We start from the raw sequence: 12993 nt of genomic DNA, 5'->3' as shown, positions 1-12993 counted from the left end.
CTGCCCGGCTGCCCCTGGCCCCTGATTGTCGGACCTGCGGGCTTTCGCCATGATGACCGGGTGGACCGCCGGAGCGACGCGCGGGACGAGGAAGCACCCGGAACGATGGCTGCCATGAAGCTTGACCAGATCGATATCAAGATCCTCCACGAGCTCCAGAAGAACGGGCGGATCACGAATGTCGAACTGGCCGAGCTCGTGAACCTGTCACCGAGCCCCTGCCTGATCGCGTCAAGAAGCTGCAACAGGAAGGCTATATCATCGGCTACTCGGCGCGGATCAACACCGCCAAGCTCGGACAGGCGCTCACGGTCTTCACCGAGGTGACTCTGAAGAATCATCGCCCCTCCGACTTCGCGCGCTTCCTGGCCGCCATCGAGAAGCTCGAACAGGTGGTCGAATGCCATCTGGTGTCCGGCGGCTATGACTACCTCGTGAAGTTCGTGACCAGCGGCATCAGCGAGTACCAGGCGCTGATGGAACGCCTGATCGAACTCGACATTGGGATCGACAAGTACTTCAGCTTCGTGGTGCTGAAGTCGCCGATCAGCAAGCCGAACATGCCGCTGTCGAGGCTCTTCGCCGCCGGACAGTAGGCGCGCCGCCCGCCTCAGCGCTGGGAGAACGCGGCCACCAGCTCCGGATCGCGTTCGAGCCCGTCCAGCCAGCCGGGATCGAGTCGGGGAACCGAGGCCGTCAGCAAGCGGGAATAGGCATGGCTCTCCGCGGCCCCGATCTCGGGGGCGGGGCGCTGCTCGACCTTCTGACCCTTGTACATCACGGCGACCTCGTCGCAGATCGCCTGTACGGTCGGGATGTCATGGCTGATGAAGAGATAGGACAGACCGAGCTCGCGCTGCAGCTCCTTCAGCAGGTCGATGATCGCGGCGGCGACCACAGTATCCAGCGCCGAGGTGATCTCGTCGCAAAGCACAACCTCCGGCTCCGCCGCCAGGGCGTGGGCCAGGTTGACGCGCTGCTTCTGCCCGCCTGACAACTCGGGCGGATGGCGGTGCCTGAGGGCGAGGGGCAGGTGCACCATGTCGAGCAACCGGTCAACGCGGGCTTCACGGGCCGCCCCGCGCAGGCCGTGGTAGAAGGTGAGAGGGCGGCCGAGGATCTCGCCCACCGGTTTTGCGGGATTGAGAGCCGTATCCGCCGACTGGAAGACGATTTGCAACCGGCGAAGCTCCTCGCGGCTGCGCTTCTGCGCGAGTGGGGCGAGCGGCTTGCCGTCCAGCAGGATCTCGCCCGCCGCGCCCGGCCATAGCCGGCGCTGACGCCGCGGACCTCCAGAGCGGGCTTTCGCTCCTCCGCCGCGGCGGGGGCAGCGGCCGCATGCAGCGTGGGGCGGAAAGCGGCCAGAAGCTCTTGCGCATAGGGGTGCTGCGGAGATGAGAGGATCTGCGCCGTGGTGCCGACCTCCTGCACCTCGCCGCCGCGCAGAACGACGATGCGGTCAGCGACCTGCGCCACCACGGCAAGGTCATGGGAGACGTAGACGCCGGCAATCCCGCCCCCCCGCATCACCGACTTGAAGGCGCGCAGCACCTCGATCTGCGTTGTGACATCGAGGGCGGTGGTGGGCTCGTCGAACACCACGAGTTTCGGATCGCCGATCAGCGCCATGGCGGCGGACAGGCGCTGCAACTGCCCACCCGAGACCTGGTGCGGGCCGGGCGGGGTGCCGCCCTGGCAGGCGCTGCTTCAGCGCATCGCCGCGCGGATGGCGGGATCGGCCAGGGTCTGGTCCAATGTCCGGCGGGTGCGATCCACGATGGCGTCGATCTCCCTGTCGGTGCAGCAGAGCGGCGGGGCATAGCCCAGGATGCCGTTACCGAAGGCGCGGATCACCAGCCCGTTGTCCCAGGCGCGATCGAAGATGCGGCGTGCCGGATCGGCTTCGGCCGGCAAGGGCGTCTTGCGCGCCTTGTCAGTGACGAGTTCCACCGCCGCGAGCAGGCCCCGGCCGCGCACTTCGCCCACCAGCGGGTGGTCGCGCAGCCTCCCGAGCCCTTCCATCAACCGGGCGCCGGCACGCCGGCCGTTCTCCAGCAGCCCGCTCTCATAGAGGCGTAGCACCGCCAGTCCGACAGCCGCGCTCACCGGATGCGCGGAATACGTGTATCCATGGCCGATCGCGGCCGCGCCCGCGCCGTCGGCGATGGTGTTGTAGACGTGTTCCGACAGAAACACCGCACCCATCGGCACGTAGCCGGAGGTCAGCCCCTTGGCGGTGGTCATCAGATCCGGAACGATCCCCTCCTCCTCGCAGGCGAAGAGGGGGCCGGTGCGGCCGAAGCCGGTGATGACCTCATCGGCCACGAAGAGGATATCAAGCTCGTGGCACAGTTCCCGCATCGCCTTCATCCATCCTGGCGGTGGCACCAGCACGCCACCGGAGCCCTGGATCGGCTCACAATAGAACGCGGCCACGCGATCCGGCCCGCCCAGCTCCGCGACCTTGCCGCGCAGGCTGGCGGTGGAGGCCGCGATGATCGCCGCCGGATCGCTGCCGGCCGGATTGCGGTAGGAATAGTGTGACGGAATCTTGTGCTGCCAGTCGAAGGGCACGCCGAAGCCGGCATGGAATGCGGGCAGGGCGGTCAGGCCGGCTCCCACGGTGGAGGAGCCGTGGTAGCCCTGCTCGACCGAGATGAACTGGTCCTTTTCCGGCTTGCCGCGCGCGTGCTGATAGTAGCGGATGAAGCGCACCGTACTGTCCACCGCGTCAGAGCCGCCCAGCGTGAAGAAGACGTGATTAAGGTCCCCCGGCGCATGCTCCGCCAGCGCGGCGGCCAGGCGGATCGCGGGCTCCGAGCCGAGGCCGAAATAGCCGGTGGCATAGGGGAGGATACGCATTTGCTCGGCGGCCGCCTCCACGATGCTCTCGTGCCCGTAGCCGGCATTGACGCACCACAGGCCGGCAAAGCCGTCGATCATCGTGTGACCGGTGCTGTCCGTCACCGTGGCACCCTTGGCAGAGCGCAGGACGCGCACCCCGGCTTTCTCATGGCCGCGATAGGAGGCGACGGGGTGAACCAGATGGGCCCGGTCGAGTTCGACCAGTGAATTGCTCAACATGATGATCTCCTGAGCTAGCCCAGAGCCTGGCTGGCCAGGGCGAAGGTCTGGAAGGGGAGGGCGGGGGGCGGCGGCTGCTCCGGCCCGCGCCGCATGGCGATGCCGCCATCGACCTCGACGAGGCCGCGATCCGCCAGCCAGGGGCCGAGGCTGGGATAGGCCGGGGTGTCCACCCGCAGGAAGGCCCCCGGTCGTGCGTCGAGAAGGAAGCGCAGGATCGCCCGCGCCGAGGCTTCGGAATCCGCGACAACCGGCCCGGCCACCTCGCCCCGGCCGAAGGGGCGGATCGCGCCGTAGCCGGCCGCCTTTCCGTCGCGGCGCAGGATCGCGAAGCGCCCATCCCGGGCGATCCGGGACAGCAGGGCACTCCGGTCCATGCCCAGTGCCGTCGCGTCCATGGTGCGGATCTCCGCGAGATCGGCCTCCTCGGCCCAGAGCGGCCCATGCCTGTCCGCACCGGTGGCGGACGCCTCTGCCGCGGCAAGCACGATGCCCTGGTGCTGGCGGATCTCATGCGTTTCACGGAATCCGAGCTTCCGGTAAAGCGGCAGTCCGTCCGGGGTGGCGATCAACCGTGCCACGCGCGCTCCGCAGGCGCCGATCGCCGTATCCATCAGGCGCCGGCCCAATCCGTGCCCGCGCAGCGCGGTGGCCACGATCACCAGGTTGATCGTCGCGGAAGTGCCAAAGGGCGTCATCATGGCCGTGCCGACCACCGCGCCGTCGCGCAGCGCCACGATCCCCTGGCTGAGCGACAGCACCATCGCCCAGTCCTCCCGCCGGTGTGGCCACCGGGCTTCGCGCGACAGCGCCAGCGCGCCGTCGAGATGGGCCTCGCCGAAATCGGTGAGTTCGATCGCGTCCGGTGTCATGGAACCCTCCGCCGCGCGTGTTGCGACAACAGCATGAATAGGCACAGTGGGGCCGCAGTTGGGCCTCAAGGATCGTGGCGCCGTGGTATCTTCCGCCGTATGACCGGGCGGCGACCGCATCTCATGCCGGGAAAGGGGCTTCGCCGGCCCAGCACAACTCTCTGCCGAAGCCCTCCGGCGATACGGAACAATCTGCTTTCCGGTGCCGGCAATGCGATGTGCGGTGCGACGCCCCGCGGCTATGATGCCTGCCGTTCGGATCAGCCGCCATCCCACGAGGACCCGCACGCATGACCGCTTTCAGGCCCAAATACGTCACCTTCGATTGCCACGGCACGCTGATCAACTACCAGATGGCGGAAGCGGCCCGCGCGCTCTATGGCGAGCAGTTGGACGAACCCCGGATGCAGAAGTTCATCCGGAACTTCTCCGCCTATCGCCTGGACGAGATCATGGGGGACTGGAAGCCCTATGCCGAGGTGGTGCACAACGCGATCGAACGGACCTGCCGCGCCAATGGCGTCGCTTTCCGGCCCGAAAGCGCGCAGTGGGTCTATGAGCAGGTTCCGACCTGGGGCCCGCACCCCGACGTGCCGGAGGGCCTGGCCCGTGTGGCTAGGGAGATCCCGCTGGTGATCATCTCCAACGCCATGAACTCGCAGATCCACGAGAACGTCGCGAAGCTGGGCGCGCCCTTCCACGCCGTCTACACGGCCGAGCAGGCCAATGCCTACAAGCCGCGCTTCCGCGCCTTCGAGTACATGCTGGACATGCTGGGCTGCGGGCCGGAGGACATCCTGCACTGTTCCTCCTCCTTCCGCTACGACCTGATGTCGGCGCATGATCTCGGCATCAAGCACAAAGTCTGGGTGAACCGGGGGCACGAGCCGGCGAACCCGTATTACGGCTACACCGAGATCAAGGACATCTCTGGCCTGCCCGGCGTGGTCGGCCTGTAGGACCGGCCGCCGTGAAGTTCACCTCCTACTGGCATGATACGGCACCTCGCTTCACCGGTGCCGCGACTGGACCGGTGTCGGGGCACTACGATGTCGCGGTGGTGGGCGGCGGCTTCACCGGCCTCTCGGCCGCGCGTACCCTCGCCCAAGGGGGTGCCAGCGTGCTGGTGCTGGAAGGCGGCACGGTGGGGTCCGGTGTATCGGGCCGGAACGGCGGGCATCTGAACAATGGGCTGGCGCACAGCTTCCTGGCCGCCAAGGCATCGCTGGGCACCGAGCGCGCGATCGCCCTCTACCATGCCTTCGACGATGCGGTGGACACGGTAGAGCGCATCGTAGCCGAAGAGGGCATCGATTGCGCCTTCAGGCGCTCCGGTAAGCTGAAGCTCGCGTCGAAGCCCGAGCATCTGCCGGCGATGGCGCGTAACTTCGAGGCGTTGCACCGCGAGGTCGATCCGGACACCGCCATGCTGAGCCGCGCGGACCTCCCAGGGGAGATCGTGACGGAGCGGGCCTACGGCGGAATGCTCTCGCGCAAGAGCGCCATGATGCATATGGGCCGCTTCGTCACCGGCCTTGCAGAGGCTGCGGTTCGGCACGGCGCTGTCATCCATGAGAACGCGGCGGTGACGGCGCTTAGCAAGGCGGACGGCCGCCACGTCCTGCGGACGGACAAGGGCGAAGTGACGGCGGACGAGGTGCTGCTTGCGACCGGGGCCTATACCGGACCCTCCTTCCCATGGTTCCGCCGCCGGATCGTGGCGGTCGGGAGCTTCCTCGTCGCGACGCGGCCGCTCACCGCGGGCGAGATCTCGGCCTCGGTGCCGGGCAACCGGACCTACGTGACCTCGCTCAACATCGGCAACTACTTCCGCCTGGCGCCCGACAACCGGCTGATCTTCGGCGGCCGCGCCCGCTTCTCCGCGACCTCCGACCAGCGATCCGATGCGAAGAGCGGCGCGATCCTGCGTGCATCGCTCGCGGGGATGTTCCCGCAGTTGGGCGGCGTGGAGATCGACTACTGCTGGGGCGGGCTGGTGGACATGACCAAGGACCGCTATCCCCGCGCCGGACGAGAGGACGGGGTCTGGTATGCCATGGGCTACTCCGGCCACGGCGCGCAGATGTCCACACATATGGGCACGGTGATGGCTGACGCCATTCTCGGCCGGGCGGATCGCAACCCGGTCAAGGGCCTCGCCTGGCCAGCGGTGCCGGGGCATTTCGGCAAGCCCTGGTTCCTGCCGCTCGTGGGTCTCTACTACAAGGCGCTCGATCGCGTCCGGTAACTCCATCGCCTTTTGCCGGTGATACTGCCGCGCGCCGGCGAAAGCCGGTCGCGCCGGGGCTGCGCCCAGCCCCTGCCACGTTTCTGCGGCGGCCTCCGAAGAGAGGAAGAGCAGGAGAAGGAAGAATGGCCCCTCCTCCCCGAAGGCAGCGCCGCCCGAACTGCCGGGCTACCCCAGGCCGCCGACGTGGAAGGCCTTGGTTTCCAGATACTCCTCGATTCCCAGTTCGGCCCCTTCGCGTCCCAGGCCGGATAGCTTCACCCCACCGAAGGGCGCGACCTCGGTGGAAATGGCGCCGGTGTTGAGGCCGACGATGCCGAATTCCAGTGCCTCACCGACATGCCAGGCACGGCGGAGGCTCTGCGTAAAGAAATAGGCGGCGAGGCCGAAGGGCGTGTCGTTGGCGATCCGGATCGCCTCCTCCTCCGCGCCGAAGCGGAACAGCGGGGCCACAGGGCCGAAGGTTTCCTCCTGTGCCAGCAGCATCCCGGTCTCGGCCCCGCCCAGCACGACCGGCTGCGCGTATTGCGGCCCCTCCGGTACCTTCGCTGTGGCAAGGCGGCGCGCTCCCCGGCCATGCTCACGCCCATGATGTTCGACGAATCGATCAACGGCTCCCTCTTCCAGGATTATGTCGAGCAGGTGCTGGTGCCCGAGCTCTGCCTGGGCGACATTGTCGTGATGGACGACCTCGGCAGCCACAAGGGTGCGGGCGTCCGTGCCGCAATCGAGGCTGCGGGCGCGAGCCTGCTCTACCTCCCGCCCTACAGCCCCGAGTTCAACCCGATCGAGAACGCCTTCGCCAAGCTGAAAGCCATGCTGCGCACGGCCGCGGCCCGCACCGTCGAGGGCCTCTGGAACACCATCGGCCGCATCATCGGCACCTTCATGCCCGCCGAGTGCGCCAACTACTTCGCCGCCGCCGGGTATGACCCAGACTGATCGGAAACCGCTCTAGCACTACCTGGGCTACTTTGACGGTAGTGCTGTTGCCTATCTGTTGGGTGATGCGGCAGGAGGCGGGGCGATGGGTATCCGCGGTGGTGGCAGTGACCTGGACAACTGGCTCACGCCCTTTCTTGAGGTAATGGGGCGCAAGACGCGCCGGATCTGGGCTCCGCTCTACCTGCGCGGGCTACTCGGTCCCGGCGAGCGCAAGAGCCTGCAGCCGATGGCAGCAAGGCTGGGGCTTTCAGGCCATGACCAGCTGCAGCACTTCATTGCCAGTCCGGCCTGGGATGATGCGCCGTTGTGGGCGGTGCTGGCGCGCGAGGCGGACCGACTGGTGGGCGGGCCTGACGCGTATCTCGTGGTCGACGACACGGCGCTGCCCAAGCAGGGCACGCTGTCGGTGGGCGTGGCGCGACAGTACTGCGGCCAGTTGGGCAAGAAGGCGAACTGCCAGTCGCTGGTCTCGCTGGCCCTGGCCAGGCGTGAGGTGCCGGTGCCAGTGGCCCTGCGCCTGTTTCTGCCCGACACCTGGACCGGCGATGCGGATCGCTGTGCCCGGGCCGGCGTGCCGGAGGCGGAGGTGGTGCCCCGAACCAAAGGCGAGATCGCCTTGGCTGAGCTGGACCGGCTTGGATCCGCCGGCGTGCGGTTCGGCACCGTGCTGGCCGACGCAGGCTACGGCGCCAGTGCTGTGTTCCGCCAGGGGCTGTCGGAACGCGGCCTGCTCTGGGCCGTGGGCATCGCGCGTAACCAAAAGGTCTACGGCGCGGTCGTGCAACTCACCGTTCCTGCCGGGCGCAGGCGGCGCGCTGTGCCCAGCGAGGAGCCCCGCGAGGCCGAGGCAGTACTGGCTGCGCAGCCCTGGCGGCGGGTCACCTGGCGCCAGGGTACCAGGGGAGCGCTCGCTGCCCGGTTTGCCGCCATCCGTGTTCGCGTCGGCGACGGACCAGCCTGGGGCAACAACCGCCATCTGCCCGGCGACGAGGCCTGGCTGGTGGGCGAGTGGCGCTCCTCGGGCGAACGCAAGTACTACCTGAGCAATCTTGGACCACGCACGCCGCTGCGCGGGTTGGCGGCGGCCATCAAGGCGCGCTGGGTGTGCGAGCAGGCACACCAGCAGCTCAAGCAGGAACTGGGATTGGGCCACTTTGAGGGCCGCTCGTGGACGGGCCTGCACCGACACGCGCTGATGACCTGCATCGCTTTCGCCTACCTGCAGCACCTGCGCCTCGCCCAGCACCGCCAGGTGAGCCGGGGGGAAAATGCTGCCCACCGTTCCGGGACCGCCGCCGCACCCGAGCCTGCCTGCCGTGCGACAGGCCATCACCGCACGGCTGTTTGCTCACCTCGCATCACCCATGCGATGTCCACATTGCAGACGACGATTCTTGCCGCCCATCAAACCTAAAGTACCCAGGTAGTGCTAGGTGTCTGGTCGCAGAACATTGTTGGGACCCGGTGTGCTTAGCCATCGTAGACTATGCCTACTGCTTCGAGCGCCTGAAGGGCGCCGTGCCGGGAAGGAGATGAGCCATGCTCCAGATCCACCCCAATGCCCGCACTACCCCCGCCGTCCGGGCTGAGATCGCCCGCTCCACCGAGCCCTCGGGCGTGCTGGCCCGCCGCTTCGGGGTGAGCAGCGAGACCGTCCGCAAGTGGCGCAAGCGAGGTCCTGAAGATTGCCTGGACCACTCGGCCCGACCTCACAAGCTGCCCTGGAAAGCGACTGATGAGGAGCGCGCCGTGGTGTGCGCCGTGCGTCGGGCCACCAACTTTTCCCTCGATGACCTCACCTTCGTGGTGACCCACTTCCTGCCGCATCTCAACCGCGACAGCGTCTGGCGCATCCTGAAGGCCGATGGGCTCAGCCGCAGACGCCCTCCCGCGTCGGGGCGGCCTGTCCGGGGCAAGGGCACCTTCGGGGATTACGACCTCGGCTTTGTCCACATCGATATCAAGCACCTGCCCAAGCTGCAGACCGCCAACGGCGAGCGCCGCAAGCGCTACCTCTACGTCGCCATCGACCGCCGGTCCCGCTCCGTCCACCTGGCCGTCAAGGATGACGAGACCGAGCGCAGCGCCATCGCCTTCTTGCGCGAGGCAGCCAAGGCCTTCCCGTTCCGCCTCACCCACGTGCTGACCGACAACGGCAGCTGCTTTACACCAGCCTTCGCCCGCGTCTGCGCCGAACTCGGCGCCGAGTATCGTCACACGCGGCCCTACTCGCCGCAGACGAATGGCATGGTGGAGCGGTTCAACGGACGGGTCGGCAGCGAGGTGCTGGGTATCACCATCTGGTCCCACGCCCAACTCGAGCAGCTGCTCCAGGGCTTCAACGCCGCCTACAATGCCCGCCGCCAGCGCGTTCTCGACGGCAAGACACCCGACCAGGTCGTCAAGGAACGCCTCCGGGCGCGACGAAAGCTCGCCCGCCCCAAACCCGAGACACCTGAAGGACGTGCCGGACCAGAGGACATCGCTCGCGCACGCCTCATCGCCGAACATGCCAAGGACGTCTCACAACCAGACAGCTAGGCCGTCCCGGCAACAAGCTTGCCGCTACCGGCATCCCGGACCTGTTCGATCTGGCCGCGGCTTATGCTTACGGTCTCGCGGCCAACCATCCTTTCAACGATGGCAACAAGCGGACCGCCTGGGGCTGTTGCGTGCTCTTCCTCAAGGCCAACGGTATCGAACTCGACATCGCCGCGCCACAGGCCGTGGAGCAGATGCTGCGGCTGCTCGAAGGCAGGCTGGACGAAGTGATCTTCGCGGCGTGGCTACGGGTCAGCCGGCGCGGCTGATGCCGGGGCGGGACCGGTAGTACGAAACGGTCTTCGCCGCCATGAATCCAGGCTGAACCGGAGGTCCGATCCTCACCACGGCACGGTGCGACCGCGGTAGTCGAGGTATTCCAGCCCTGGCCGCTCCCGTTTGGCCAGAAGCACCTCCACGAGGCTCGGGATGCTGTCCCCGATGCTCAAAGGGGCCTCCGCACCGCCCAGGGCGGTGCGGATCCAGCCGGGTGCCATCAACGCCATCGGACGCGGCGTCGCGCCCTGGCGGGCCGCGTAGCTGCGCATGAACATGTTCAGCGCGGCCTTGCTGCCGCGGTAGAGTTCCCGCTGGCCGCGCTCGTTGTTGGCGACGCTGCCCTGGCCGGAGGACATCGCACCGATCAGGCCAGCCGGGGCGACACAGGCCTCCAGGCGCTCGATGACCCGCATCGGGCCGAGCGCGTTGGTGAACATGACCTCCACGAACTCCTCGGTCGATACCTCGCCGATCGTCTGCGCCGGATCGCGGTTGGTGGTCCCGGCATTGACGAACAGCATGTCGAACACCCGGCCCGCCAGGCGTTCCCGCAGTGCCTCGATCTGCTCCGGCATGCGGATGTCGAGGGTCTCGATGCCGACGCGGCCCTCGGCCTCCTCCGCCAGGTCGTGCAGCAGGGTCCGAGTGCTCCCGTCCCGGACGGTACCGGTGACGTTCCAGCCTTTCCGCAGGAACTCGGCGGCCATGGCGTGGCCGAGGCCGCGCGAGGCGCCGACGAGGAGGATCGAGGACGTGGGTTGGTCGGAGGTTGTCATGGATGGATCATCCTTGGCTGACGGATCGGGCCAGGATGTTGGGCAGCGTCCGGTCCGGGCGCCACGCGCATCCCATGCAAACTGTTGTTGCATAGGACGCTAGGGATGGCCGCGCAGGGCGGGTAGGCTGCCCCGATGGACGATGTGGACCTGAACCTCCTCGCCGCGCTGGACGTGCTGCTCGCGGAAGCCAGTGTGACGGGGGCAGCCCGCCGCCTCGGACTGAGCCCATCGGCCATGAGCCGCACGCTGACACGGCTGCGCACGGCAACGGGCGATCCGCTGCTGGTGCGCGCCGGGCGCGGCTTGGTGCCGACGCCGCGCGCGGCCGAGCTGCGGGACCGTGTCCACGAGCTGGCCCGGGAAGCACGGGCGGTCCTGCGGCCGCAGCCTGCCCAGGTGGACATCGCCTCGCTGGAGCGGAGCTTCACCATCCGGGCGAGCGAGGGCTTCCTGGAGGTCCTCTCCGCCCCGGTCGTCGCGGCCGTCGCACGGGCGGCGCCGCAGGTCCAACTCCGCTTCGTTCCGAAGCCGGACAAAGAGGCGGGCCCGCTCCGCGAGGGGCTGATCGACCTAGAGATCGGCCTGCGCGGCACCTCTGCGCCGGAGATCCGCACCCGCCTCCTGTTCCGCGACCGCTTCGTCGGCGTGGTCCGGACGGGGCATTCGCTCCTGGCGGCCGGGGAGGTGACGCCGGAACGCTACGCCGCCTGTCGCCACGTTGCAGCATCGCGGGAAGGGGAGACAGGCGAAGCAGTCCATGCCGCCCTGCGGCGGCTTGGCCTCGAGCGGAGGATCAGTGTCGCCGTGCCGGGCTATCCGGATGCCATGCGCATTGCGCGCCAGTCGGATCTGGTGGCGATGGTGCCGTGCTCCTGCCTCGGCAACGGGTTGCTGGGCGATCCAGCCGTGACGTCCGGCCTGGAGAAGTTCGGTCTTCCGGTGCCGGTGCCGGAGTTCCTGATCTCAGCGATGTGGCATCCCCGCCTGGACGCCGATCCGACGCATCGCTGGCTGCGCGAGACGGTGGTGACGGTCTGCCGGGAGGCCTATCCCGGGCGCTGAAGGGAGGGCCGCTGCCAGGGGGCCGCGCTCAGGCGCTGCCCTGGCGCGCGACGAGCGCCCGCTCGATGGCCTCGCAGGCCCAGTTCCCAACCTCCGCGTCGTCCGCCATCACGACGATCTTGCCACCGGCCCGCACCACCGCGGCGAGGCTGGCCAGGACGTGCTCTGGAAGGTCAGCGCCCGGTACCAGACCTTCGGGCAGGAGCCAGAGGCGATCCCCCGGCTCGATCGTGTTCCCCGGCTCGTCCAGGTTGTGCAGCACCGCCTGGAAGGCGCAATCCGTGACCAGGCCGAGCGAGAAGGTGGGACCACTGCCCAGGACCAGCCTGCCATCGCCGTCATAGACGGCGCCGGCCAGAACGCCCGTTTCATCGGCTACTGCCATCCGAGCCTCGCAATGTGATGGAGGATGGAGTTGCTGACGAGGGCAGACATGAAAGGCAGGATCTTCACGACGGTCTCTTGCGCAGCCGCACTCCGGCACCTCCACCATTCTCTGGAATGAACTCCACGCCTGCCACTTCGAGAGCGCCGCGAATGGCATCGATGGTTCTCTCTTTGAGAGTTTCGCCTCTTTCGAGACGCACAACTGTGTCCGGCGAAACCTTGGCTGCCTCAGCGACCTCTCGAACTCCCAAGCCCAGGGCAGCTCTAGCCATTCTGCATTGCACTGCTAGCATTTCGTTACCATGAAACGATTTTTCTTGCGCCAGTGAGGCCTTGGTTATAATCCTAGCAGTGTTCGGAAAAACGAACAGAAGTCAGATCGGCCAGCCAGGGTGTCCCAGTACCCTGGTCAGCCCGACCACAGCTGCTGAAGGGATCAGCCGGCTATGGCTACGCATGCCCGTATCACAGACCGCCACTGAAGCGGAGGCGGCCTGCCTTCCTGGCCAGCCGCGACTGGCTTGACCCGGATGAGCCGCCACTGGAGCGCGTCACGCGCGCGCGGCTGTGGGCGCTCTTTCATGAGCTGCGGCGGACGGGCAATGCCGACCACACGGTGATCGGACGCTTCAGCCACTTGGCCATGGCGCTGGCGGTGATCGTGCCGGGGGCGGACACCGGCTGGATCCGCCGGCCCGACGGCGTGTCGGTACACGCGCTGCTGCCCAGGACCGCGCGGCCCCTGGTGGTGCCGGACGGGCAGGTGATCGCCGACTAGGGCATCGGCCTGATGCGG

Annotated in this window: 12 protein-coding genes and 5 pseudogenes; 10 read left to right on the top strand and 7 right to left on the bottom strand. The window is 67.8% G+C overall.

Annotated features, from left to right (window positions below):
- Positions 1 to 114 precede the first annotated feature (114 nt).
- Positions 115 to 596, top strand: a pseudogene (locus MVG78_RS20065) (Lrp/AsnC family transcriptional regulator).
- A gap of 14 nt (positions 597 to 610) precedes the next feature.
- Here the strand turns inward: MVG78_RS20065 and MVG78_RS20060 are convergent.
- The 3 genes and pseudogenes from MVG78_RS20060 to MVG78_RS20050 all read right to left on the bottom strand — a co-directional run.
- A pseudogene (locus MVG78_RS20060) lies at positions 611 to 1674 on the bottom strand (ABC transporter ATP-binding protein); the annotation flags it as partial.
- Between the two features lie 33 nt (positions 1675 to 1707).
- Positions 1708 to 3084 carry an aspartate aminotransferase family protein gene (locus MVG78_RS20055; protein WP_247560975.1) on the bottom strand — a complete coding sequence of 459 codons (1377 nt, stop codon included), beginning with the start codon at positions 3082 to 3084 and terminating at the stop codon, positions 1708 to 1710.
- 14 nt (positions 3085 to 3098) lie between these two features.
- Positions 3099 to 3956 carry a GNAT family N-acetyltransferase gene (locus MVG78_RS20050; RefSeq protein ID WP_247560973.1) on the bottom strand — a complete coding sequence of 286 codons (858 nt, stop codon included), beginning with the start codon at positions 3954 to 3956 and terminating at the stop codon, positions 3099 to 3101.
- Between the two features lie 290 nt (positions 3957 to 4246).
- Between MVG78_RS20050 and MVG78_RS20045 the strand changes: the two genes are divergently transcribed.
- Both MVG78_RS20045 and MVG78_RS20040 read left to right on the top strand, forming a co-directional pair.
- The gene (locus tag MVG78_RS20045; RefSeq protein WP_247560971.1) at positions 4247 to 4915 is read left to right on the top strand and encodes a haloacid dehalogenase type II; all 669 of its coding nucleotides are present in this window, start codon (positions 4247 to 4249) and stop codon (positions 4913 to 4915) included.
- Positions 4916 to 4926: 11 nt separating this feature from the next.
- Positions 4927 to 6204, top strand: coding sequence for an NAD(P)/FAD-dependent oxidoreductase (locus MVG78_RS20040; RefSeq protein WP_247560969.1), 1278 nt, complete (start codon positions 4927 to 4929; stop codon positions 6202 to 6204).
- Positions 6205 to 6372: 168 nt separating this feature from the next.
- Here MVG78_RS20040 and MVG78_RS20035 read toward each other — a convergent pair.
- A pseudogene (locus MVG78_RS20035) lies at positions 6373 to 6774 on the bottom strand (aldehyde dehydrogenase family protein); the annotation flags it as partial.
- Between the two features lie 21 nt (positions 6775 to 6795).
- On the opposite strand from MVG78_RS20035, the pseudogene MVG78_RS20030 reads away from it, so the two are divergent.
- The 5 genes and pseudogenes from MVG78_RS20030 to MVG78_RS21845 all read left to right on the top strand — a co-directional run.
- Positions 6796 to 7146 (top strand): annotated as a pseudogene (locus MVG78_RS20030) (transposase); the annotation flags it as partial.
- An 85-nt stretch (positions 7147 to 7231) separates the two neighbouring features.
- Positions 7232 to 8563 carry an IS701 family transposase gene (locus tag MVG78_RS20025; RefSeq protein WP_247560968.1) on the top strand — a complete coding sequence of 444 codons (1332 nt, stop codon included), beginning with the start codon at positions 7232 to 7234 and terminating at the stop codon, positions 8561 to 8563.
- Positions 8564 to 8688: 125 nt separating this feature from the next.
- Positions 8689 to 9690 (top strand): DDE-type integrase/transposase/recombinase, encoded by a 1002-nt coding sequence (locus tag MVG78_RS20020; RefSeq protein ID WP_345892903.1) that lies wholly within the window; start codon positions 8689 to 8691, stop codon positions 9688 to 9690.
- Between the two features lie 32 nt (positions 9691 to 9722).
- Positions 9723 to 9797: pseudogene (locus tag MVG78_RS21850) on the top strand (Fic family protein); the annotation flags it as partial.
- A 24-nt stretch (positions 9798 to 9821) separates the two neighbouring features.
- Positions 9822 to 9959 (top strand): hypothetical protein, encoded by a 138-nt coding sequence (locus MVG78_RS21845; protein ID WP_345892902.1) that lies wholly within the window; start codon positions 9822 to 9824, stop codon positions 9957 to 9959.
- Between the two features lie 72 nt (positions 9960 to 10031).
- On the opposite strand, the gene MVG78_RS20010 is transcribed toward MVG78_RS21845, so the two are convergent.
- Positions 10032 to 10745 (bottom strand): SDR family oxidoreductase, encoded by a 714-nt coding sequence (locus MVG78_RS20010; protein ID WP_247560966.1) that lies wholly within the window; start codon positions 10743 to 10745, stop codon positions 10032 to 10034.
- Between the two features lie 135 nt (positions 10746 to 10880).
- On the opposite strand from MVG78_RS20010, the gene MVG78_RS20005 reads away from it, so the two are divergent.
- Entirely contained in the window at positions 10881 to 11810 is a 930-nt protein-coding gene (locus MVG78_RS20005; protein ID WP_247560964.1) for a LysR family transcriptional regulator, read from the top strand.
- A 28-nt stretch (positions 11811 to 11838) separates the two neighbouring features.
- On the opposite strand, the gene MVG78_RS20000 is transcribed toward MVG78_RS20005, so the two are convergent.
- Both MVG78_RS20000 and MVG78_RS19995 read right to left on the bottom strand, forming a co-directional pair.
- The gene (locus MVG78_RS20000; protein ID WP_247560963.1) at positions 11839 to 12195 is read right to left on the bottom strand and encodes a hypothetical protein; all 357 of its coding nucleotides are present in this window, start codon (positions 12193 to 12195) and stop codon (positions 11839 to 11841) included.
- A 64-nt stretch (positions 12196 to 12259) separates the two neighbouring features.
- On the bottom strand, positions 12260 to 12469 hold the full coding sequence (locus tag MVG78_RS19995) for a helix-turn-helix domain-containing protein (RefSeq protein WP_247560961.1): 210 nt from the start codon (positions 12467 to 12469) through the stop codon (positions 12260 to 12262).
- A 344-nt stretch (positions 12470 to 12813) separates the two neighbouring features.
- Here MVG78_RS19995 and MVG78_RS19990 point away from each other — a divergent pair, with 344 nt between their 5' ends.
- Positions 12814 to 12975: a hypothetical protein gene (locus MVG78_RS19990; RefSeq protein ID WP_247560959.1), complete on the top strand. Its 162-nt coding sequence runs from the start codon at positions 12814 to 12816 to the stop codon at positions 12973 to 12975.
- The last annotated feature ends 18 nt before the right edge of the window (positions 12976 to 12993 follow it).

The organism is Roseomonas gilardii subsp. gilardii, from assembly GCF_023078375.1.
GTDB lineage: Bacteria > Pseudomonadota > Alphaproteobacteria > Acetobacterales > Acetobacteraceae > Roseomonas > Roseomonas gilardii.
This window is presented reverse-complemented; position numbering and strand designations above follow the sequence as displayed.